This window comes from Arthrobacter sp. B0316-1-20, assembly GCF_059091865.1.
The window spans coordinates 40,894-61,125 of sequence record NZ_JBNHHC010000030.1; the positions used below are offsets into that span (position 1 = coordinate 40,894).

The 20,232-nt window shown below is 67.8% G+C and carries 19 protein-coding genes and 3 tRNA genes; 5 read left to right on the forward strand and 17 right to left on the reverse strand.

Annotated features, from left to right (window positions below; genetic code table 11):
* Nucleotides 1-75: 75 nt before the first annotated feature.
* The 3 genes from AC5RW2_RS31355 to AC5RW2_RS31365 form a co-directional block, all read right to left on the reverse strand.
* Nucleotides 76-984: a DUF2797 domain-containing protein gene (locus tag AC5RW2_RS31355; RefSeq protein WP_494074901.1), complete on the reverse strand. Its 909-nt coding sequence runs from the start codon at nucleotides 982-984 to the stop codon at nucleotides 76-78.
* Between the two features lie 133 nt (nucleotides 985-1,117).
* A tRNA-Met gene (locus AC5RW2_RS31360) sits at nucleotides 1,118-1,194 on the reverse strand.
* Between the two features lie 57 nt (nucleotides 1,195-1,251).
* A tRNA-Thr gene (locus AC5RW2_RS31365) sits at nucleotides 1,252-1,323 on the reverse strand.
* Between the two features lie 218 nt (nucleotides 1,324-1,541).
* Here AC5RW2_RS31365 and AC5RW2_RS31370 point away from each other — a divergent pair.
* Entirely contained in the window at nucleotides 1,542-2,330 is a 789-nt protein-coding gene (locus AC5RW2_RS31370; RefSeq protein ID WP_494074902.1) for a putative protein N(5)-glutamine methyltransferase, read from the forward strand.
* Nucleotides 2,331-2,474: 144 nt separating this feature from the next.
* Here the strand turns inward: AC5RW2_RS31370 and AC5RW2_RS31375 are convergent, their stop codons facing one another.
* From AC5RW2_RS31375 to AC5RW2_RS31405, 7 genes are all read right to left on the reverse strand, one after another.
* A complete protein-coding gene (locus AC5RW2_RS31375) occupies nucleotides 2,475-4,451 on the reverse strand; it encodes a DEAD/DEAH box helicase (RefSeq protein WP_494025408.1) in 1,977 nt (658 codons plus the stop codon).
* A 393-nt stretch (nucleotides 4,452-4,844) separates the two neighbouring features.
* Nucleotides 4,845-5,354, reverse strand: a complete 510-nt coding sequence (locus AC5RW2_RS31380) for a PadR family transcriptional regulator (RefSeq protein ID WP_494074903.1) — start codon at nucleotides 5,352-5,354, stop codon at nucleotides 4,845-4,847.
* Nucleotides 5,355-5,368: 14 nt separating this feature from the next.
* Complete coding sequence (locus AC5RW2_RS31385) at nucleotides 5,369-7,393, reverse strand: FAD-dependent oxidoreductase (RefSeq protein ID WP_494074904.1); 2,025 nt, start codon at nucleotides 7,391-7,393, stop codon at nucleotides 5,369-5,371.
* Between the two features lie 89 nt (nucleotides 7,394-7,482).
* Nucleotides 7,483-8,142: an MOSC domain-containing protein gene (locus AC5RW2_RS31390; protein WP_494074905.1), complete on the reverse strand. Its 660-nt coding sequence runs from the start codon at nucleotides 8,140-8,142 to the stop codon at nucleotides 7,483-7,485.
* Nucleotides 8,143-8,172: 30 nt separating this feature from the next.
* Entirely contained in the window at nucleotides 8,173-8,625 is a 453-nt protein-coding gene (locus AC5RW2_RS31395; protein WP_494000545.1) for a VOC family protein, read from the reverse strand.
* 79 nt (nucleotides 8,626-8,704) lie between these two features.
* Nucleotides 8,705-9,865 carry a cystathionine gamma-synthase gene (locus AC5RW2_RS31400; RefSeq protein ID WP_494074906.1) on the reverse strand — a complete coding sequence of 387 codons (1,161 nt, stop codon included), beginning with the start codon at nucleotides 9,863-9,865 and terminating at the stop codon, nucleotides 8,705-8,707.
* Between the two features lie 11 nt (nucleotides 9,866-9,876).
* Entirely contained in the window at nucleotides 9,877-11,253 is a 1,377-nt protein-coding gene (locus tag AC5RW2_RS31405; protein ID WP_494074907.1) for a cystathionine beta-synthase, read from the reverse strand.
* Nucleotides 11,254-11,430: 177 nt separating this feature from the next.
* Here AC5RW2_RS31405 and AC5RW2_RS31410 point away from each other — a divergent pair, with 177 nt between their 5' ends.
* Nucleotides 11,431-12,408 carry a DNA-3-methyladenine glycosylase family protein gene (locus AC5RW2_RS31410; RefSeq protein WP_494074908.1) on the forward strand — a complete coding sequence of 326 codons (978 nt, stop codon included), beginning with the start codon at nucleotides 11,431-11,433 and terminating at the stop codon, nucleotides 12,406-12,408.
* A 101-nt stretch (nucleotides 12,409-12,509) separates the two neighbouring features.
* Here AC5RW2_RS31410 and AC5RW2_RS31415 read toward each other — a convergent pair whose 3' ends face one another.
* Nucleotides 12,510-12,899 carry a thioredoxin family protein gene (locus AC5RW2_RS31415; protein WP_493989424.1) on the reverse strand — a complete coding sequence of 130 codons (390 nt, stop codon included), beginning with the start codon at nucleotides 12,897-12,899 and terminating at the stop codon, nucleotides 12,510-12,512.
* Between the two features lie 161 nt (nucleotides 12,900-13,060).
* Here AC5RW2_RS31415 and AC5RW2_RS31420 point away from each other — a divergent pair, with 161 nt between their 5' ends.
* Nucleotides 13,061-13,468: a hypothetical protein gene (locus AC5RW2_RS31420; protein ID WP_494012769.1), complete on the forward strand. Its 408-nt coding sequence runs from the start codon at nucleotides 13,061-13,063 to the stop codon at nucleotides 13,466-13,468.
* 73 nt (nucleotides 13,469-13,541) lie between these two features.
* On the opposite strand, the gene AC5RW2_RS31425 is transcribed toward AC5RW2_RS31420, so the two are convergent.
* From AC5RW2_RS31425 to AC5RW2_RS31435, 3 genes are all read right to left on the reverse strand, one after another.
* Nucleotides 13,542-14,615, reverse strand: coding sequence for a lipid II:glycine glycyltransferase FemX (locus AC5RW2_RS31425; RefSeq protein WP_494074909.1), 1,074 nt, complete (start codon nucleotides 14,613-14,615; stop codon nucleotides 13,542-13,544).
* Nucleotides 14,616-14,792: 177 nt separating this feature from the next.
* Nucleotides 14,793-14,874: transfer RNA gene (locus AC5RW2_RS31430), tRNA-Tyr, on the reverse strand.
* Between the two features lie 95 nt (nucleotides 14,875-14,969).
* Entirely contained in the window at nucleotides 14,970-15,401 is a 432-nt protein-coding gene (locus AC5RW2_RS31435) for a hypothetical protein (RefSeq protein WP_494074910.1), read from the reverse strand.
* A gap of 198 nt (nucleotides 15,402-15,599) precedes the next feature.
* Here AC5RW2_RS31435 and AC5RW2_RS31440 point away from each other — a divergent pair, with 198 nt between their 5' ends.
* Entirely contained in the window at nucleotides 15,600-16,091 is a 492-nt protein-coding gene (locus AC5RW2_RS31440) for a YajQ family cyclic di-GMP-binding protein (protein WP_494000553.1), read from the forward strand.
* A gap of 176 nt (nucleotides 16,092-16,267) precedes the next feature.
* Here AC5RW2_RS31440 and AC5RW2_RS31445 read toward each other — a convergent pair whose 3' ends face one another.
* Nucleotides 16,268-16,882 (reverse strand): hypothetical protein, encoded by a 615-nt coding sequence (locus AC5RW2_RS31445; protein WP_494074911.1) that lies wholly within the window; start codon nucleotides 16,880-16,882, stop codon nucleotides 16,268-16,270.
* Nucleotides 16,883-17,014: 132 nt separating this feature from the next.
* On the opposite strand from AC5RW2_RS31445, the gene AC5RW2_RS31450 reads away from it, so the two are divergent.
* Complete coding sequence (locus AC5RW2_RS31450; protein WP_494074912.1) at nucleotides 17,015-17,446, forward strand: hypothetical protein; 432 nt, start codon at nucleotides 17,015-17,017, stop codon at nucleotides 17,444-17,446.
* 83 nt (nucleotides 17,447-17,529) lie between these two features.
* On the opposite strand, the gene AC5RW2_RS31455 is transcribed toward AC5RW2_RS31450, so the two are convergent.
* A complete protein-coding gene (locus AC5RW2_RS31455; RefSeq protein ID WP_494074913.1) occupies nucleotides 17,530-18,738 on the reverse strand; it encodes a hypothetical protein in 1,209 nt (402 codons plus the stop codon).
* A 236-nt stretch (nucleotides 18,739-18,974) separates the two neighbouring features.
* Nucleotides 18,975-20,144: an NAD(P)/FAD-dependent oxidoreductase gene (locus AC5RW2_RS31460; RefSeq protein ID WP_494074914.1), complete on the reverse strand. Its 1,170-nt coding sequence runs from the start codon at nucleotides 20,142-20,144 to the stop codon at nucleotides 18,975-18,977.
* Nucleotides 20,145-20,232: the final 88 nt, after the last annotated feature.

A 20,232-nucleotide genomic window follows, 5' to 3' on the forward strand; every position in this document is an offset into this window, starting at 1 on the left:
TTACCGGCCACGCCCCTGCCAGCCGAACCGCGGAGCCGTGCGGGACTGCGGGCTCCGGCAACGCCTGCCGTTCGCCTAGAACAGCTGTTCCTGGATGACGGGCTGCTCCGAGACGAAGTCGCCGACGGCGATCCGGCGGCCCTTCACCCCGCCCAGGTCCACCAGGAAGAGCGGTCCGCCGTCCTGCAGCCGCGCGGCCGCGACGCTGCCCAGGAGGCCCTCCACGATGAACCCGTGGTCGCCCGAGGCAAAGCTACCCGGATAGCCCCTTTTGATGCCCTCCTCCAGCACCGGTGCCGCCAGCTCCGGGACCTGCCATTGTTCGTCGACGACGTCGAAGCCCTCCAGTTGAACGGCAGGCAGCAGTTCGCGCACGGCGGCAGCATGGCCGGAGTTGAGCCGGTCCACCTCGGGCACCGGCAGCGGGGCCAGCAGCCCGGCGAACTTGGCGGCGCTGCGCACGGCTTGCGTCAGGGCGGTATTGCCCGAGACCGCGTCCTCGAGTACCCGCACCACCCGTCCATCGCGCGCCCGCGCGACGTAACGGGCGGCCACTGCGCCTTGTTCGGCCAGCCGCAACGCTTTCCGCACGTGGGCCGCCGTGCCCACCTTGCTGGCACCGTTGGCAAACGTCGCCACGTACAGCCAATGGGGTTGGGCGAGGTAAGCCAGCAACCCCTCGGGGGCCCGGCCGCTGCGGTGGCTGTCATGCATGAAGCGCAGGTCGTCATTGAGGAAGCAGTTCACACATTGGTGACCCCGCTCCGCCGGAGCCTGCAGCCGGCACGGCACATGCGTGCGCTCCGCGGTGGAAAGTACCCGGTGGCTGCCCAGGCAGTAGCGCTGGGGGTCCATCACGCGGAAGCCCAGCCTCGACCCCTGCGTCACGGGCAGGTCTTTCGGCGTGCCGTCCGGAGTTGCCAGGCGCAGCCGGGGGCCCGCGGGGGTCCAGGCGATGCCGTGGGCGAGATACAGGGCGGGCATGGCGTCCACTCGACGTGAGAGTTCCCCTGACCCGCCGGCTGCGGTCGCGGGCCGGCCTTCGGGGTCAGCGGGGGCGTTTAATAGCCGAGGGGCCCGGCCGGAACCAAAGTTCCGATCGGGCCCCTCAGGGTCTTGGTAGCGGTGCCCGGACTCGATCCGGGGACCTCACGATTATGAGTCGTGCGCTCTAACCAGCTGAGCTACACCGCCACGAATGGGAGCGCCCGCGCTGCGTCTCGCGACGCAGACGCGGGCTTTGCCATTCCGAGCCCCCCACCGGAATCGATCCGGTGACCTCGTTCTTACCAAGAACGCGCTCTACCACTGAGCTAGGGGGGCAACGGAGAAATACATTACCAGCAATTCGCCCCTGAAAGAAATCGGAATCGCGCCCCGTGGTGAAGGCCACACCTCCGACGGCGGCCTCCTCCGCGCACAGCTCCGGGCGGCCTGTCCCCGGTGACGTTTCGGGTGGATGGACTGCAGCCAAGATCACACCAAGGCAACCACCGGACGCGGACGAAAGGGTACTCTGGCGTCATTCGAAAGGACTCGACATGCAGGTTTCCCAGCCATGGGGCCGGGACGACATCGCCTCCCGGCTGCGCGCGGCAGGCTGCGTCTTCGCCGAGGAAGAGGCCGACCTGCTGCTCGCCGAGGGCGGTCCCCGGGAAGAAATTTCCGCCAGGGTGGAACAGCGGGCAGCCGGGACGCCCCTGGAACAAGTCCTGGGCTGGGCCGGGTTCTGTGGCCTGCGCATTCGCGTTGCCCCCGGGGTTTTCGTCCCCCGGCGGAAGACCGAGTTCCTGGTCCGGCAGGCCGCGGCCTTGGCCCCTGTGCCCCCCGCCGTCGTCGTCGATTTGTGCTGTGGTTCGGGGGCCGTGGCGGCGGCACTGGCCGCACTGCTCAGGCCCAGCGAACTGCACGCCGCAGATGTGGATCCGGCGGCGGTGGCGTGCGCGCGCGCGAACCTGCCGGGGGCACAGGTGCACGCGGGCGACCTGTACGCGGCCCTGCCCGCGGCATTGCGCGGCCGCGTCGACGTGCTGGCGGCGAACGTCCCCTACGTGCCCACAGAGGAGATCACGTTGCTGCCGCCCGAAGCCCGCCTCCACGAAGCACCGTGGGCGCTCGACGGCGGCCCTGACGGCCTGGCTGTCATGCGGCGGGTCGCGGAGGGGGCGCCGGACTGGCTCGCGCCGGGCGGGTCTGTGCTGGTGGAAACGAGTGAGCGGCAGGCGGAGGCAGCGGCCGGGGCCTTCGAAGCGCGCGGACTGGTTCCGGCCATCGCCCGTTCCGAGGAGCACGCCTCCACGGTGGTTTCCGGCACCCGGCCGGCTGGTTGAACGTGGCGGGGCCGTTGCGTGAAAGCGGCAGGAACGTTAAATGCCTCCGGGGCACCTGTCCAATGACAAGTGCCCCGGAGGGGTTCCTGGCTGAAAGCCAATCCGGCCAGGCTAGCCGCGGGTGTGGCGCGGCCTGCGCGGAGGCTAGCCGCGGGTGTGGCGCGGCTTGCGTGCGGCGCCAAAGCCGCGGTCGCTGCGCTCCCCGCCGAATCCACGGTCGGAGCGGTCGCCACCGAAGCTGCGGTCCCCGCTGAAGCTGCGTTCGCCGTCGGTCTTGTACGGACGGTCGCCCTCAAACTTCTTCTTGTAGGGGCGGTCGCTTTCGAACTTCTTCTTGAACGGCCGGTCGCCCCGGTCGCTGCGGAAGCCGCCGCGGTGTCCGCCGGCGACGTCGTCGCGGTCCCGGCGCGGCTTGCGGCCGCCATCCAGCTCCAGGTGGATCAGCTCGCCGCCGATGCGGGTCTTGGACAGCGCGCGCAGCTGGTCCTTGCTCAGGTCCGCGGGCAGCTCGACCAGCGAGTGGTCCGAGCGGATGTCGATGCCGCCGATCTGCGCGGCGGACAGGCCGCCCTCGTTGGCGATGGCGCCGACGATGGACCCGGGCATCACGCGGTTCCGGCGCCCCACGGCAATCCGGTAGGTAGCGTTACCCTCGGTCAGCGTGCGGGACGGGCCGCGTGAATTCATGGCGTCGCGTCCGCCGCCGGCACGCTCGCGCTGGCCCTTGGGTGCCTCGGGCAGGTCCTGGACCAGCAGCGGGCGACCGCCCTGGGCCATAACCGCCAGCGCGGCCGCGATCTCGGCGGCCGGCACGTCGTGCTCGGTCTCGTAGTTCGCGATCAGGTCGCGGAAGATCGAGACGTCCTCGGACGCCAGGGTCTCGGTGATCTGTTCCGCGAACTTGCGCATCCGCAGGTTGTTGATGGTCTCGGCCGAGGGCAGGTGCATCTGCTCGACGGGCTGGCGCGTGGCCTTCTCGATCGCACGCAGCAGGTACTTCTCGCGCGGGGTCATGAACAGGATGGCGTCGCCCGAGCGGCCCGCACGGCCGGTGCGGCCGATGCGGTGCACGTAGGACTCGGTGTCGTGCGGGATGTCGTAGTTGACCACGAGGGTGATGCGCTCGACGTCGAGCCCGCGGGCGGCGACGTCCGTGGCCACCAAAATGTCGATCTTGCCGTCGCGCAGGGCCTCGACGGTGCGCTCACGCTGCTGCTGCGGGATGTCGCCGTTGATGGCGGCGGCCCGGTAGCCGCGGGCCTTGAGCTTGTCGGCCAGGTCCTCGGTAGCCATCTTGGTGCGCACGAAGGCGATGACGCCGTCGAAATCTTCGGCTTCCAAGATACGGGTCATGGCATCCAGCTTGTGCGGGCCCATGACCTGCAGGTACCGCTGGCGGGTGTTGGTGCCCGTGGTGGTCTTGGCCTTGACCGTGATCTCGGCCGGGTCCTTCAGGTACTTCTTCGCGATCCGGCGGATGGCGGTCGGCATGGTCGCCGAGAACAGGGCAACCTGCTTGCTTTCCGGGGTCTTGGAGAGGATCTGGTCGACCTCTTCGGCGAAGCCCATGCGCAGCATCTCGTCGGCCTCGTCCAGCACCAGGTACTGGAGTTCGGACAGGTCCAGCGAGCCCTTTTCGATGTGGTCGATCACGCGGCCGGGGGTACCGACAACCACCTGGGCGCCGCGGCGCAGGCCGGCCAGCTGGGGCCCGTACGCGGAGCCGCCGTAGACGGGCAGCACGGTGAAGTCGTCCATGTGGGCGGCGTAGGAGGAAAAGGCCTCGGCCACCTGCAGGGCCAGCTCACGGGTGGGGGCCAGCACCAGGATCTGGGTGTTCTTGGTCGGCGGCAGTTCGGCCATCCGGGAGAGGGCGGGAACAGCGAAGGCTGCGGTCTTGCCCGTGCCGGTCTGCGCCAGGCCGACGACGTCGCGGCCTTCGAGCAGGACGGGAATGGTGGCGGCCTGGATGGGCGAGGGCTTCTCGTAGCCGACGTCGGTCAGTGCGGCCAGGACACGGCCGTCGAGGCCGAAGTCGGTGAAGAGTACGGTGTTCTCGTCTTCGACGGCCGGGGCGGCGTCGGTGTTTTCGGGCAGGGTGTTAACAGTGTTTTCGGACACGGGGCAGTTCCTCGTATTCAGCTGGGGACCGGTGGCCGCGGCACATTGATGTCCGCGGTCCTCTGACTCAAAGCCCGGCGCTATTACAATCCCGTGGCAGGGCTTTCCGCCGCTTCGCTGGCCACCCGCAAGCTGCGGAGAGACCTGGCGGCGTTTTCTTTAGCCGGCGCTCCCAAACATGAAACTGCCCGCCGCATAGAGGCGGGCCCACACACAATCAGACGCTTCGACAAGACCGTAAACGGCATTATCGCGCAGAACTAAGGGAATACCGACAGTGGGGGATGTATCCAGTGTACGGCACGCTCCGGGTGGGCGGGGACGGGGAGCACGACGGCGGGCGGTGACCTTTGGCACAGCGGGGCACCCGGCGCCGAGCCCCGGGTCGTGCTCCTACTCCCCCTGCAGGGTCTGCTCGGCCCACTCGATCCAGGCCTGCTCGAACATGATGCCTGCCTGCAGCACGGCCCGCTGCAGCCGGTTGGCGTCGGTCCAGGTGCCCCGCTGGTCGAGCTGGCGGTAGGCCGCGAGTTGCGCGCGGTGCAGGCCCAGATGCCGCTCGATTTCGCCGTGGATCGGGACGTCTCCGAGCACCGAGGAGGCGCGGAGGCGGATCATCAGCTCTTCCCGGACGGGGCGGGGGTTCTGCTGTTCGTCGGTCCAGCGCCGCAGTTCCTCCCGGCCGACGGCAAGGACCTGGTACTCCCTGGCGCGCCCGCGGCTGGAGTCGCGGCCCGTTGATTCGACCAGGCCGTTCTGTTCCAGCTTGGCGAGCTCGCGGTAGATCTGCTGGTGCGTCGCCGGCCAGAAGAAGCCGAACGACTTGTCGAAGCGGCGGGCCAGTTCCGCCCCGGACCCGGGCCGCTCCAGCAGGGCGGTGAGGATGGCGTGCGGCAAGGACATGAGGGCTCGCTCCGTTACAGCGCCGCGGCCAGACGGGTCGCCTGGTTGATGGCGCGTTTGGCGTCGAGTTCGGCCGCCACGTCGGCGCCGCCGACCAGGTGGACCGGCAGCCCCGCAGCTTCGAGCGCCTCCTGCAGCTCCCGCTGCGGCTCCTGGCCGGTGCAGAGCACCACGTTGTCGACGGCGAGCACCGTGTCGGTGCCGTCGACGGTCAGGTGCAGTCCGTCGTCGTCGATCCTGCGGTAGGTCACGGCCGGGATCATCTGCACCCCGCGGCTCTTGAGCTCGGCCCGGTGTATCCACCCGGTCGTCTTGCCCAGCCCGGCGCCGAGCTTGGATTCCTTGCGCTGCAGCAGGTAAACGCTGCGGGCCGGGCGTTCGGGCCGCGGAGCGGCCAGGCCGCCGCGCGCCGCGGGGTCGTCGTCGACCCCCCAGTGCTCGCGGAACCGGCCCGGATCCAGGGTGGCGCTGGGACCGGCCTGCGTGATGTACGCGCTGACGTCGAAGCCGATGCCGCCGGCGCCCAGCACCGCCACGGTTTCACCGAGCTGCCGGTGGTCGCGCAGCACGTCCAGGTAGCCGAGCACGCTCGGGTGGTCCACGCCGTCCAGGTCAGGGACCCGCGGCAGCACGCCGGTGGCGAGGACGACCTCGTCAAACCCGCCTTCGGCCAGGGCCGCCGCGGTGGCCCGGGTCTTCAGCCGCACCTCCACGCCGAGCAGTTCCAGCTGGCGGCTGAAATAGCGGATGGTCTCGTGGAACTCTTCCTTGCCCGGAATCTGCTTGGCCAGGTTGAACTGGCCGCCGATGCCGTCCGCCGCTTCAAAGAGGGTGACGCGGTGCCCGCGCCTGGCCGCAGTGACGGCACAGGCCAGCCCGGCCGGCCCGGCCCCGACCACGGCCAGCGATTTGGGCGCGGCGGCGGGCACGATCAGCAGTTCGGTCTCATGGCAGGCCTGCGGATTGACCAGGCAGGAGGTGGTCTTGCCGACGAAGGTGTGGTCCAGGCAGGCCTGGTTGCAGGCGATGCAAGTGTTGATCTCGTCGGCCTGTCCGCGCGAGGCCTTGAGCACGAATGCCGGGTCGGCGAGCAACGGGCGGGCCATGGACACCATGTCGGCGTATCCGTCGGCCAGCAACTGTTCGGCGGTATCGGGGCTGTTGATCCTGTTGGTGGCTACCAACGGAATTCCGACGGCGCCCATCAGCCGGCGGGTGACCCAGGAGAAGCCGGCGCGCGGGACCGAGGTGGCGATGGTCGGCACGCGGGATTCGTGCCAGCCAATGCCGGTATTGATGATGGTGGCCCCCGCCGCTTCGACTCCGCGGGCCAGTTCGGCGACTTCCTCGAAGGTGGAGCCGCCTTCCACCAAATCCAGCATGGACAGGCGGTAGATGATGATGAAATCCCCGCCCACCCGTTCGCGGGTCCGGCGGACAACCTCCAGCGGGAAGCGGATCCGGTTCCGGTAGCTGCCGCCCCAGCCGTCGGTCCGCCGGTTGGTGCGGGCGGCGATGAACTCGTTGATCAGGTAGCCCTCGGACCCCATGATTTCGACGCCGTCGTATCCTGCTGCGCGGGCCAGCGCGGCCGCGTCCGCGAAGTCCTCGATGGTCTGCGCGATCTCCGGTTCGCTGAGCCCGCGGGGCGTAAACGGGCTGATCGGGGCCTGCAGCGGGCTGGGCGCTACCGGCTCGGGATGCGCGGCGTAACGTCCGGCGTGCAGCAATTGCAGCGCTATCCGCCCACCTGCGGCGTGGACGGCGCCGGTGACGATCGTGTGGCGGGCGGCCTCCTCCGCCGTCGTCATCATGGCGCCGCCGGGCTGCAGCCGGCCGGCCGCGTTGGGGGCGAAGCCGCCCGTCACGATCAGCCCGACGCCGCCGCGCGCGCGTTCGGCGTAGAAGGCGGCCATGCGCTCGAAGCCGCCGGGCAGTTCCTCCAGCCCGACGTGCATGGACCCCATCAGCACCCGGTTGGGCAGGACCGTGAAGCCGAGGTCCAGCGGTTCGAACAACTTCGGGTAGGCCACGGCCACGATGCACTCCTTTGCACAACAAGTTGCATAAAGCCTACGGCCTGGGGCGGCGCCGGACAACCGGGGTCCGAGGAGCGCGGCCTGCGTCCTCAGGCGTAGAGCCTGCCCCGATCCAGAACCCTCCGGACGGCCTTGGCGACGTTGCCGTGCAGCGCAATCTCCCCACTGGTCTCGGAGGCCCGCAGCGCCTGCGCCTGCCCGGGGCTGAGCCCCAGCGAGGAGTCGGCCACGCTGACGCCGTGCGCCGGGCGGAAAAAGACCTCGATGCTGTCACCGGCCGCCAGCGAGCCGGTGGCGATGACCTTGAGATAGGCGCCGGGCAACCCCTTGTGCAGGAAACGCTTGGCCCACCGGGGCTCGCCCATGTGGCGGGCAAAGGTGGCGCACGGTATCCGCGGCATCGTCACTTCGACGACGACGTCGGGGCCCACCTGCCACCGCTCCCCCACCAGCGCCCCGCTGACGTCCAGGCCGGTGGTCCGCAGGTTCTCGCCGAACAGCCCCGGCGCGATGTCGCGCCCGAGCTCGGCCGACCACGCGTCGGCATCCTCCTGGGCATAGGCGTAGAGAGCCTTGAGCTCTCCGCCGTGGTTTTTGCGATCCGCCTGGACATCGGCGCGCAGCCCCATCGGGTGGACCGGCACCCGTCCGTCGACCGGGCGCTTGTCGATCCCGGTGATTCCCACCTTGCTGGCATCGGGCTTCAAGGCGTGCAGCCGGCAGAGGGCCAGCAGGGATCCGGATTTCATGGGGCAATCATAAGTGCGTCCGGTGCTGGCTCAGGCGTGGCCCTCGTAGCTGACGTCCTGTTCCTTGGCCGAGTCGGCAGGCAGCGGTTGCCCTCGGTATTTTCCGATGGCCCACAGATTTCCGTCCGGGTCGTTGATGCCAAAGCCTCGGTCGCCGTAGTCGGTGTCCTGCAGGTCCCGGATGATCGACGCCCCGGCCGCCTTCATGCGCTCGTACGCACCGTCCGGGTCGCGGGTGTAGACGTTCAGCTGGGCCGAACCGGGTTCCCGGGCCCACAGGGTCCCCTCCGCGTGGCTGGAGACCATCACCATCCCGCCCTCGGGCCAGAGCAACTCGGCGTGCACCACCAGGCCATGCTCCTCGAACCGTGCATGCTCGATGAATCCCATGGCCCCGGTCAGGAACTCGATCAGTTCGTGGGCCTTGCGCGACTGCAGACCGGCGACGACGCTGGCCGGAGGGTACTGCTTGTTCGCATCCATGGACACAGTATTCTCTTCCGGCCCCGGACGCGCCAGAGGCGGCGGACCGGCCTGCCGGTACCGCCGCCTCCATGGGTGACTAGAGCTGGCCGAAGGCCTTTTCCAGGTCCGCGATCAGGTCATCGATGTCCTCGATGCCCACCGACAGCCGGATCAGGTTCTCCGGCACCGCCAGTTCGGTGCCCTTCACCGAGGCATGGGTCATCTCCGCAGGGTAGTTGACCAGCGACTCGATGCCGCCCAGCGATTCCGCCAGCGTGAACACCTCGGTGGACTCGGCCACCTTGCGGGCCGCCGCCTCGCCGCCCGTGAAGGAAACGGAGACCATGCCGCCGAAGCCGCGCATCTGTTTTTTGGCCAGCTCGTGGCCGGGGTGGTCGGGCAGGCCAGGATAGTAGACCGCCTCGACTTCGGCCCGGCCCTGCAGCCATTCGGCCACGGCCTGGGCGTTCGCCGAGTGCCGGTCCATCCGCACGCCCAGCGTCTTCAGCCCGCGGGTGGTCAGGAAAGCGTCCAGCGGCGCGGAGACGGCCCCCACCGCGAACTGCACAAAACCAACCTTCTCGGCGAGCGCGTCGTCGTTGAGCACCACGGCCCCGCCGATCACGTCCGAATGTCCGCCGATGTACTTGGTGGTCGAATGCACCACGACGTCGGCGCCGAAGGCCAGCGGGTTCTGCAGATACGGAGAGGCGAAGGTGTTGTCCACGACCAGCAGCGCGCCGGCGGCGTGGGCCAGCTCGGCGAGGGCGGCGATGTCGGTGACCTTCATCATCGGGTTGGACGGGGTCTCTACCCAGAGGAACCGGGCCTTGTGCTCGTTGACCGCGGCGGCCACGGCCGACTCGTCGGACATATCGACCACGGTATGTCCGATCCCCCAGGCACCGAGCACGCGGTCAATGAGCCGGTAGGTTCCGCCGTAGGCGTCGTTGCCCAGCACGATGTGGTCGCCCGGGGACAGCAGGGCACGGATCAGCGCATCTTCGGCTGCCAGCCCGGAGGCGAAGGAGAAGGCGTGCTTGCCGCCCTCCACCGCCGCCAGCTGCACCTGCAGGGAATCGCGGGTCGGGTTGGTGCCGCGGCCGTATTCGTAGCCGTTGCGCAGCCCGCCGATGCCGTCCTGCGCGTAGGTCGAAGACTGGTAGATCGCCGGCACCACCGCGCCGGTGGCCTCGTCCGGCACCTGGCCGGCATGCACGGCGCGGGTGTTAAAGCCCTGGTTGTTCTCTGCGCTCATTCTTCTCTCCTTCAGCTCGTCAGGTAGGACAGCAGGTCGTGGCGGGTCAGCACGCCCACCGGGGCGCCGGCCAACGTCACCAGCACGCCGTCGACCGCCTGCAGCTTCTCGCGGGCGGCCGAGACCGGTTCCAGCGCCCCGACCAGCGGCATCGCCGCGCCCAGATGGTCGCCGACCTTGTCTGTCAGCTTCGCTTCGTTCTTGAACAGCTTGGCCGTCAGTTCGCGTTCGTTCACGGCGCCGACCACCTCGCCCATGACCACCGGCGGCTCCTGCGAGAGCACCGGCAGGGTCGAGACGCCGAACTCGTTCATGATCCCGATGACGTCGCGCACCGTCTCGTAGGGATGGGTGTGGACCAGGTCGGGCAGCGTGCCGCTCTTGCCCCGCAGCACCTCGCCCACGGTCGCTTCGTCTCCGCCGGCGATAAAGCCGTAGGACTTCATCCAGTCGTCGTTGAAGATCTTGCCCAGGTAGCCGCGTCCGGAGTCCGGCAGGATCACTACCACGATGTCGTCCGGCCCCAGCCCCTCGGCCACCTTGAGCGCTGCCACCACGGCCATGCCGGAGGAACCGCCGACCAGCAGCCCCTCTTCCTGGGCCAGCCGCCGGGTCATCGCGAAGGCCTCGGCGTCGTTGACGGCCAGCACTTCGTCCGGAACCGACTTGTCGTAGTTGTCCGGCCACATGTCCTCGCCGACGCCCTCGACGAAGTACGGCCGTCCGCTGCCACCCGAGTAGACCGAGCCCTCGGGGTCGGCGCCGATGATCTTCACGGGACCGCCGGGGCGGTCGGCGGAAATTTCCTTGAGGTAGCGGCCGGTTCCCGTGATGGTTCCGCCGGTGCCGGCGCCGATCACCACGTGGGTCACCCGGCCGTCCGTGTCGCGCCAGATCTCCGGGCCGGTGGACTCGTAGTGGCTGGCCGGCGCGGCCGGGTTGTTGAACTGGTCCGGCTTGTAGCCGCCGTCGACCTCGGTCACCAGCCGGTCGGAGACGCCGTAGTAGGACTCCGGGCTGTCCGGCGCCACGGAGGTCGGGGTGACGACGACGTCGGCGCCGTAGGCCCTGAGCACGTCGCGCTTTTCCAGGCCCACCTTGTCCGGGGTCACGAAGATGGACTTGTAGCCCTTCTGCTGCGCCACCAGGGCCAGACCCACCCCGGTGTTGCCGCTGGTGGGTTCGATGACCGTGCCGCCGGGCTTGAGCCGCCCGTCCTTTTCGGCTTCTTCGATCATCTTCACCGCGATGCGGTCCTTGATCGAACCGCCCGGGTTGAAATACTCCACCTTCGCCAGGACGGTGGCGGCAAGACCTTCGGTCACTTTGTTCAGCTTGACCAACGGGGTGTTGCCGATCAGGTCCAGAACAGAATTGGCATATTTCATGGGCCCAAATCTACCCGCCAGCGTATCCGGGGGCACATCCGGCGTAAGACGGGTTCATGCCCGGGGCCCGCCTGCGGCCGCCGTGTGCCGCGCCTGCGCGGCTGCTTGCCCGAAAAGGGTCTTGCCCGAACAGGCCCGGGTGAAAGAACTGTCCGGAGCGCGTGGGACGATTAATCCATGCTGTCCACCGCCACCGCGCCCGGCACCGGGCTCACCGCACTGGTGGAGTTTCCGGAGCCGTATGACCTGCGCGGAACGCTGTCCATCCTGTCCCGCGGCACGCAGGATCCCACCGCCCGGGTTGACGACGCCGGTGCCTGGCTGACGCTGAACACCTCCTCCGGCGCGGCAACCCTGCGCCTCACCCGCGGTCCGGGAGGGCACGACGGCAGCCGGGGCATCGCCGTCGTCATGGGACGGGCCTGGGGGCCGGGTGCCGAGGAAGCGCTGGCCGGGCTCCCCGCGCTGCTGGGGGCGGACGATGACTGGTCGGGGTTCGACACCCCGGATTTCCATACCGGCCTGCCCCGGCTGGTGCGTGAGCCGCGCCGGCGGCATCCCGGGCTGCGGCTGCCGGCGACGGGGCGGATGATCGATGCGCTCGTGCCGGTGATCCTGGAGCAGAAGATCACGACCATCGAGGCACGCTACTCCTACAAATACCTCGTCCGCCGGCACGGGTCTCCGGCGCCGGGGCCCGCACCGAGCGGGCTCATGGTCCCGCCGACGGCGCAGGGATGGCGGCGCATCCCGTCCTGGGACTGGCACCGGGCGGGGGTGGACTCGAAGCGCTCCGGCACCATCATGCGGATTTGTTCCTCGGCCGGCGCCCTGGAACGGCTGGCGTCGCTGCCGGCCGGCGAAGAACTGGCCCGCAAGCTGTGCACCGTCCCGGGGATCGGACCGTGGACCGCGGCCGAGACCGCGCAGCGCACGCACGGGGATCCGGACTCGGTGTCGGTGGGCGACTTCCATCTGGCGGCGTTCGTCGGCTACGCCCTCACCGGACGCAAGACGGACGACGCCGGCATGCTCGAGCTCCTGGAACCGTGGCGGGGCCACCGCCAGCGGGTGGTGCGGATGCTGGTGCTGAGCGGTTTCCGCAAGCCCGCCTTCGGGCCGCGGCTGGCGCCGCAGGACCACCGCCGGCACTAACGCGGCACTGACGCGGCACTGACGCCGGAAACACCGCTCGCCTTAAAGCCCGAGGGAGCAGGTCATGCGCCCCGCCCCCTCTGGAGTCCTGACCGTTGTAGCTATTCGGAGGCCTGGCCGTCCTGCGCCGCCTGCTGCTGGGCGGCCACCTGGGCGTGGACTTCCTGCATGTCCAGTCCCTTGACCGCGTCCACCAACTGCCCGAACTGGCTGGAGTTCAGGGCGCCGGGCTGGGAGAACACCAGCACCTTTTCGCGGAAGGCCATGAGGGTCGGAATCGAGGTGATGCCGGCCGCCGCAGCCAGGCCCTGCTCGGCTTCGGTGTCCACCTTGGCGAAGACGATGTCGCCGTGTTCCTCGGACGCGGCATCGTAGACGGGGGCAAACTGCTTGCACGGGCCGCACCAGTCGGCCCAGAAGTCAACGAACACAATGTCGTTCTCTTCGATGGTCTGCGGAAACTGGGCCTCGGTGAGATCGATGGTTGCCATACCTCCACGCTAACGCGCGGGGTTGCGGCCTGTCGCCCCCTGTTCGCTCAGCGCATGAGCCGGCGCCCCGGGGTTATCCACAATCCCCCGCAGGGGCTACCGGCCGCCGTGGCCCGATCCCTAAGGTCGATTCCACAGAAACCGCGACCGGAGGATTCGACATGAACCGCTTCACCGTCCTGATTGTCACCGACGGACTGGAACTCGACGCCGCCATTTCCAAGAGCCTCGCCGTGATGGACGAATTGGAGGAGCACCTGCCGTTTGCCCACGACCCGTCACGGAACGAGCTGTACGCCGTGGGCGAGGGCGCCGCGCTGAAGGGCAGGATCGGGCTGCCGCACGGCAGGCCCGGCGCCGGCCCGGCGGCCACCTATGTGGGCGACCTGCACTGCATCTGGAGCGAAGGGCGGTGGTACACGCCAGCCGACTGTCCACCTGCTCCGGCAGACCATAACGGCGCCACTGCCTGGCAGTGGCTGTACTACAACGTGATGCACCATTCCGGGCCGAAAACGTACTGCTTCCTCTGGGACATCCACCCGCTGCCGCTGGCCGAAGCGGCCTGAACACTCGCTGTCCGGGCGGTTACAGGGCGGGCGGGCTGTTGCGAAGTGCCGGCGCTCGGGCCGGCGGCGCCGCTCAGTAGAAGGGCTGGTGGCGGCGGCGCACGTAGAGCCCGCGGGCAATCTTTTCCCCGGCAGCGGACCACAGTTTGTACTTCAACGGGGAGATCACCTGGTCATAGCAGCCGACGAAGTCGGTGATGGTCTTGGTGAAGCTGGTCTTGAACAGGCCCAGCCCGTAGTACTCATGTTCGGGGTTCTTCAGTTCCGACGACGGCGGAGTCCCGCACAGGTCGTAACTGGTAATGCCCAGCTCCTTGAGCTGGTTCATGGCCGTCCACTGGATCAGGTGGGAGTCGCCGTACTGCTTCCGGCGCGGCAGCGACCCGCCGTCTTTGTAGGTGCCCTTGCGTCCGTAGTTGACCACGAACGCGCCCACCGACGGCTTGCCGTCTTCGTACGTGAACAGCAGCCGGCCCTGCCCGGCGGCAATAAAGTTGCCCCAGAACGCCTTGAAGTACTCGAAAGAGCGGACCTGCACGTTCTTCTGGCCCTGCTGCACCTGTCCCATCAGGTTGAACATCGCCCGGAAGTTCTCTTCCGTCGGTTCGGCAGTCACCACTTCGGCGCCCTCTCGGATGGCGCGGCGCACGGCGTTGCGCCCGCGGGACGAGAAGCTCTTGAGGACGACGTCCGGCTCCGGGGAGATGTCGACGATTGCGGTGTGGTCATTCGGCTGCAGGTCGGGCATCTTGACCAAACCTTCGCGCGCTAGAAGCGCGCGGGTTCCGTCCGTGGCCTCGACATCCGGCTCGACCCGGATCGCGAAGACGCCGCGTGCCTGCTCCCGGCAGAAGTTGCGGTTGGCCTCGAAGATGCCGGGCAGGTCCTCGGGCGAGGCGACGTCGGGACCCTTGATCATGTACCAGTAGTTGCCCAGCAGCGGAACGTGCTTTTCCAACACCAGGTTGTAGCTGGTGTAGTCCTCGGTCTCATACGCCAGGTACAGCGGCTTCCACCCGTGGTCCGCCTTGACCTGGGCGTAGGCCTTGGCTTGGAGCATGTTGCCGCCGTTAGGGTTGGCCGTGACATGGCTGTCCCATGCCTCGATTTCCTCCGGCGTCGCGAAGCGGGCGGTGAATTGTCGCAAGAAAACTCCTCGTCGTGGCAGTTGGTCGTCGCCGGTCACATCCGCGGTTAAGTCTATCGACGCCGGTCCCCAACCCCGTGCCGGGGAATGAACCAGCGGCGGCCGGCATGGCCGGCAGGTACGGAAAAACCCCGTCCGACCAGTGATTCACTTGGTCAGACGGGGTTTCCCGTTCGGTGGCAGATGAGGGATTCGAACCCCCGTAGGCAATGCCAGCTGATTTACAGTCAGCCCCCTTTGGCCGCTCGGGTAATCTGCCGAACGCCTTCTTCAGAAGAAGACCGCTTCCCCGTGAGGAAGCAAGACAACTTTACACAAAGATCGGTCCAAGAATCGAATCGGGCTCCGCGGGGTCTACAAACCCCGGGAAATCCGCTCCTCCATCTGCCCGACGAACCGCTCTGCCTGCTCCGCGGTGACCAGCTGCATCCGCACCGCCTGATCCATCTCGCGGCGGATGCCGTCCAACCTGGCAGCGGGCCCGGAACCATTCCTCTCCCCCGCGGCGCTGGAGTCGGCGCCCGCGGCGCTGGACGGGTCGCCCAGGCCTGCCAACCCGCCATCGCCGGTGGCACCATCGAAGACGGCTCCGGCCGCGAGGTCCTGGCGGAGTTCACGCTCCAGCTCTTGGGTGTCCCGACGGATCATCGTCGCGGCGCCGGCCGCCGCGGCGGGCGCCTGTGCGGACGCCAGGGAGGCAGTGGCCGCCGAGGCCGGCGCGGAGCCCACCACAACCACTGTGGCGACGGCCGTTACGGTCAGGAACGAACCAGCGGCAACCCTCATCGAAGTGACTATGTACTGCGGGCGGGCTGCCATGTGTGTGCTTCTCCTGAAGATTGGTGTCGATACGGCTTCTCGATTCTCGCCAACCCGGATGAAGGAACAATGGACGGAACCTGCGTCCCAGCTGGAAAGCCGCGCCATCGGATGCGATTCAGTAGGCTGGTGGCAAGACACATACGCCCCGACCCAGGAGGAACCATGGCCAGCGATTCTTCGTTCGACATCGTCAGCAAGGTGGACAAGCAGGAAGTCGCCAACGCGTTGAACCAGGCGCAGAAGGAAATCGCGCAGCGCTATGACTTCAAGGGAGTCGGCGCCGAGGTTGACTTCAGCGGCGAAAAAATCCTGATGAAGGCCAACTCCGAGGAACGGGTCAAGGCCGTCCTGGACGTGCTCCAGTCGAAACTCGTCAAGCGCGGCATCTCGTTGAAGTCGCTGGACGCCGGCGAGCCGTTCGCTTCCGGCAAGGAGTACCGGATCGAGGCCGGCGTCAAGGAGGGCATCGCCCAGGACCAGGCCAAGAAGATCTCGAAGATCATCCGCGACGAGGGCCCCAAGGGTGTGAAGGCACAGATCCAGGGTGACGAGCTCCGCGTCACCTCGAAGTCCCGGGACGACCTGCAGGAAGTCATTTCGCTGCTCAAGGGCTCCGACCTGGACGTCGACTTGCAGTTCATTAACTACCGGTAGCTCAGTACATAACGCTCAGTGAGAGCATGATTACCAAGCGTTAGTCCGCAGAGAGTCCGTAGGAGTGCCAAGGACCGCAGCCGTAAGACCAGCGGCTGCGGTCCTTGTCTTGTCATCGGCCCTGCCGCCACCCGCCCTGCTGCGACTTCCCCTGTTGACGGAATGGCAGGGCCCCCTCAACGCTGATCAGCCGTGCGTGCGAGGAATTGACCCGAGCGGCGGAAATCCCGTATGAGAAATAGGAGCCCGACCATGAAGAGAACTACAATGCCTGCAAAGACCCAGCCGAATGGATCATTCCGTCCGGCGCCGTTGATGGCTTGCGGAATGAAAACCAAAGGGTAGAACGGCATTATCAACAGCTGCGTCGCAAGAGCCTTTCGCATCTGCACAGCCGCGCCGCGCGTTACCGTGAGATGCTCCGGAACGACTGCCGCCTTGCCTGCTACCTGCCGGCGGACATGCTTTCGTTCCTCGCTCGTCAGCGAAAGGGTCACGTCGACGTTTCCATATTCGGCTGCCGGTACGACCCTTTTCGAGTTGAAGATCAGACCTCCGATCAGAGTGCCTAGCCCCGCCAGCATGCAGCCGAACGTTAGGTACGTTGGCCAGTCACCATAAGAAGCCCGAAACGCCAGAGCCGCCGCCAGGGAACCAATCGGGACCAGGACGATCACGCCCACTAGCCAGAATCGCGTGTAGTAGACCTTCACGGCGGCGCCCAGTCCGTTGTCCGCCAACCCTTGGGCTCTTTTGGCCGCTTTAGCCCAACGTTCGTTGGACTCGGCCATAAGCTCCTCAATTGCGCCCAATTTCCACCCCTCGGTGCTTTAGTTACCGCATCGCAACGTTCGTTTCGTCCAATGCTGATCATTTCCCGCTTAGCGTGAGGCAAACATTGCTTCAGCCGAGACGGGGAGACCATGCACACGCTGACCAGACTGAGCGCTGCAGCCGCGGTACTGCTGGCGCTGGCAGGCTGCACGAGCCACCAGGCTCCCCGGGTGTCAGCGCTGTCTGCCCCTTCCAGTACCGAGGACGAAATACCGGCGGAGCGCTTAGAAGGGCTGGGCGTAGTTTCGGACAGCGTACGTTTCCTGGCGGAAAAGGATGGCTACGCGTTCTACGCCGCCTTGATGGACACCCCCGACCCCCGCGAAATGTGCTTGATCATGGACAACCCGGCATTCGGTGTTTATGCCGCCGGATGTGGCCAGCTCGAGCATACTGGCCCACTTGGACTCGAAGCCTCCGGAATCAAGGCCAAGCTGATCGCCGACGGATACGACGCGAAAACAGCATTGGCCAAAGGCTGGCTCCAACCGCACCGGAACCTCCTGGTGCACGGGCTCTAGCCACCTAAAAGCTTTGGCAACACCGCATGACGCTGCCGCCCTCCCGGAGGGAAGGCGGCAGCGCCAGTGAAACGGGTTCGGAGCTACGCCGCGCAGCGGTTGCTCCTCTGCTCTGCGTTGGAGGGGTTGTTGTAGCAGGTCTCGCCGGTGCTGCGGACGTCGGTCGTCACGATCGGCGCCCCCGGGGCCTCGGTCTCGACGACAAGCGGTTCGATGTCCTCACGGGTCACGGTGACAACCGGCTCTGCGGGCACGGTTGCCGTCGTAACCTCCTGCCTCGTTTCCCCTTCGGTGACCGTCACCACGGGGGCGATCGGCGCGCACTCGGTCTCCGATTCCTCGTCGCCCGGCCGGGTTCCGGTGGTCACGATCGGCGTGCCGGGAACCACCGTTTCGGTCACCACAGGAGTCCCTGGTTCCGTTTCCTGCGTCACCACCGGCACGCCGGTGGGGGTGGGGACGTCGGTGCCGCGCGGGAAGTTGAACGTGGTGATCGTCGTGGTGGTGGTCCGCGTTGTCGGCTGCGTAGTCGTCGCCGTGCGCTCCGTCTGCTGCGTCGTCGCGGTGGCGATCACCGTCTGGTAGGTCGTGGTGGTGCACATTTCACGCTGCTGCGTGCTGGTGAAGACCTCGGTGAACGGCGTCGTCGTGGTAATCAGCGTTTCCCGCGGTTGGGTCGTCGTGGTGACCCGTTCCTGCGGGGTGGTCGTCGTGGTGACGATCGTTGTGGGCGTCGTCGTCGTGGTCAGGACGGCCCTTTCGCATCTCTCCACGGGCTTCGCCGCCCGCTCGTTGTTCACCCTGCGGCAGTTGGTGGTCGCGGGCGTCTCGGTGCTCGTCGGCGTGCCCCGCTCCGTCCGGGTTGTCGACGTCGGAGTGCCGGGAACAACGACGTCCTCGCTGACGGCCTCGCCGGCATCGCGCTCTTCCTCGGTCACGACCGGGGTGCCGGCCCGCTCGGTCCTGACGACGGTCGCGTCGCCGACATTGCGCTCCTCGGTTGTCACCGTGGGATCCGGCTGCCGGGCTGGAAGCGACGTGTCCACGGTGACGGGATCGCCCACGGGCCGGTCCGGGCTGAACGTGGTCGTCGGAGTGCCTGACGGAACATCCGGGCCTACGACGACGGTTTCGACGGTGCAGATTTGATTATTGCCGTTGCCGCTGAGCGTTCCGCCCAGCGCTGTGCAGGCGGCCTGCCGTTCGGCTGGGCCGGCGAGCGCCGGACCGGCTGGCGCCAATGCGACGACGAGCCCCAACGTCGTCGCGGCCACCAATGACGAAAAACGCATGATGAACTCTCTTCCCCCAACTGAACCCCGCGCGGCGCGGATCCGGCGACACTAACAGGCGGACTAAACCGGGGGCAACGGAACTCAGGCGGATCCGCAAGAGTCGAGTAGTGGGCCAAATACATCCCCGTATTTGCGTGCCGGAAGCCGGGTATTTGCCCCGCACTCGCCGGTAAGCAGGCCTGCAAAAACCGAGTACGCGGCCCCCTCCCTCGGACCCCCTCCGAGCGCTGCGGTTACCGTGCAGCGGCGGTGCGCGGCCCGCGGGGCCAGCTGTACGAACCGCTGCGTTTGAGCTCGCCCCGAATCCACGACAGGGTCATGCGGCACACCTGTTCCTTGACCAGGGCGCTGCCCCTGCGGCCCAGGGCGACCCGGCGCGGGGTGTCGTCCGCATGCACCGGCTGGACAAGTCCGGACCGCCGGCCCAGGCTGATGCAGCGCACCATGAACCCGACGGACAACTCCTGAGGGGAGCGCTGCCGGATCTGGGCGATGACGTTCTCTGCGGCGTGGGCGCCCATGGGCATGGCCACGGCGCAGCCCATCCGCAGGTGCGAAGCCACCGTGTCCTGGGCGCGGACGGCGTCTCCGGCGCCGACGATCTCCGGGTACCCGGGGCAGGCCAGCGTTGAGTCGACGAGCAGCCTGCCGCGGTCATCGTTGGCCAACCCGCTCGCTTCGGCGAGGCCGGAAGCGCTGAAACCGGCCGCCCAGACGGTGCAGTCCGAGCACAGGGCCGTGCCGTCCGACAGGATGATGCGCTGCGCGTCCGACCGGTCCACCCGGGTTCCGTCCATGACCTCGACGCCGATGTCCGCCAACTGTGCCAGCAGGGCTCGGCGGCCCCGCTCGGACAGGTCCGCACCTGTCCGCCCGCGCGAGACCAGCCGCACCTTCAACCGCGGGAGCGCCCCGGCAATTTCGGCAGCTGCCTCGATGCCGGTCAGGCCACCACCGATGACGCTGACGACCGCGCCGGGAGCCAACTGCTGCAACGCGTGCTGCAGGCGGGCGGCGGAGGATGCGTCCTGCAGCGTGAAGCCGACTGATTCCGAGGGGACGGGTTGGCTCGCGCTGCCGGGAGCGTAGACCAGGAAGTCATACTCCAGCGCGGCCCGGCCGTCGTCGAAGTGGACGGTGCGCAATCGGGGATCGATCCGGGAGGCCGTGCCGACCACCAGGGTGGCCTCCGGGTGCAGCAGCGACTCCATCGGAACGGCGGCCGATTCCCGGCCTCCCGCCGCGACCTCATGCAGCCGTATCCGCTCGACGAAGTCCGCCGAAGGGTTGACGACACTCACGCAGATCCTGCCCGCCAGCTCCTTGCTGCCGGCGAGCCGGTTTGCGGCCATGACTCCGGCGTAGCCCGCCCCAATGATGACAATCCGATGCTTAGCGCTCACCGTGAACTCCCTCTCGTGTGTGGTTACAGAGACAGGACACCGCCGTCGGCAGATGTGTGACATCGGCCGGTGGCCGCTCCGGGTCCGC

What these genes read in the sequence shown, in the direction of transcription:
- AC5RW2_RS31395 (WP_494000545.1), bottom strand. Translation starts at nt 8,625, where the DNA reads ATGGATGCGAACAAGCAGTACCCTCCGGCCAGCGTCGTCGCCGGTCTG.
- AC5RW2_RS31410 (WP_494074908.1), top strand. Translation starts at nt 11,431, where the DNA reads ATGCTGTCCACCGCCACCGCGCCCGGCACCGGGCTCACCGCACTGGTG.
- AC5RW2_RS31355 (WP_494074901.1), bottom strand. Translation starts at nt 984, where the DNA reads ATGCCCGCCCTGTATCTCGCCCACGGCATCGCCTGGACCCCCGCGGGC.
- AC5RW2_RS31390 (WP_494074905.1), bottom strand. Translation starts at nt 8,142, where the DNA reads ATGAAATCCGGATCCCTGCTGGCCCTCTGCCGGCTGCACGCCTTGAAG.
- AC5RW2_RS31420 (WP_494012769.1), top strand. Translation starts at nt 13,061, where the DNA reads ATGAACCGCTTCACCGTCCTGATTGTCACCGACGGACTGGAACTCGAC.
- AC5RW2_RS31400 (WP_494074906.1), bottom strand. Translation starts at nt 9,865, where the DNA reads ATGAGCGCAGAGAACAACCAGGGCTTTAACACCCGCGCCGTGCATGCC.
- AC5RW2_RS31380 (WP_494074903.1), bottom strand. Translation starts at nt 5,354, where the DNA reads ATGTCCTTGCCGCACGCCATCCTCACCGCCCTGCTGGAGCGGCCCGGG.
- AC5RW2_RS31415 (WP_493989424.1), bottom strand. Translation starts at nt 12,899, where the DNA reads ATGGCAACCATCGATCTCACCGAGGCCCAGTTTCCGCAGACCATCGAA.
- AC5RW2_RS31445 (WP_494074911.1), bottom strand. Translation starts at nt 16,882, where the DNA reads ATGGCCGAGTCCAACGAACGTTGGGCTAAAGCGGCCAAAAGAGCCCAA.
- AC5RW2_RS31450 (WP_494074912.1), top strand. Translation starts at nt 17,015, where the DNA reads ATGCACACGCTGACCAGACTGAGCGCTGCAGCCGCGGTACTGCTGGCG.
- AC5RW2_RS31435 (WP_494074910.1), bottom strand. Translation starts at nt 15,401, where the DNA reads ATGAGGGTTGCCGCTGGTTCGTTCCTGACCGTAACGGCCGTCGCCACA.
- AC5RW2_RS31405 (WP_494074907.1), bottom strand. Translation starts at nt 11,253, where the DNA reads ATGAAATATGCCAATTCTGTTCTGGACCTGATCGGCAACACCCCGTTG.
- AC5RW2_RS31370 (WP_494074902.1), top strand. Translation starts at nt 1,542, where the DNA reads ATGCAGGTTTCCCAGCCATGGGGCCGGGACGACATCGCCTCCCGGCTG.
- AC5RW2_RS31455 (WP_494074913.1), bottom strand. Translation starts at nt 18,738, where the DNA reads ATGCGTTTTTCGTCATTGGTGGCCGCGACGACGTTGGGGCTCGTCGTC.
- AC5RW2_RS31440 (WP_494000553.1), top strand. Translation starts at nt 15,600, where the DNA reads ATGGCCAGCGATTCTTCGTTCGACATCGTCAGCAAGGTGGACAAGCAG.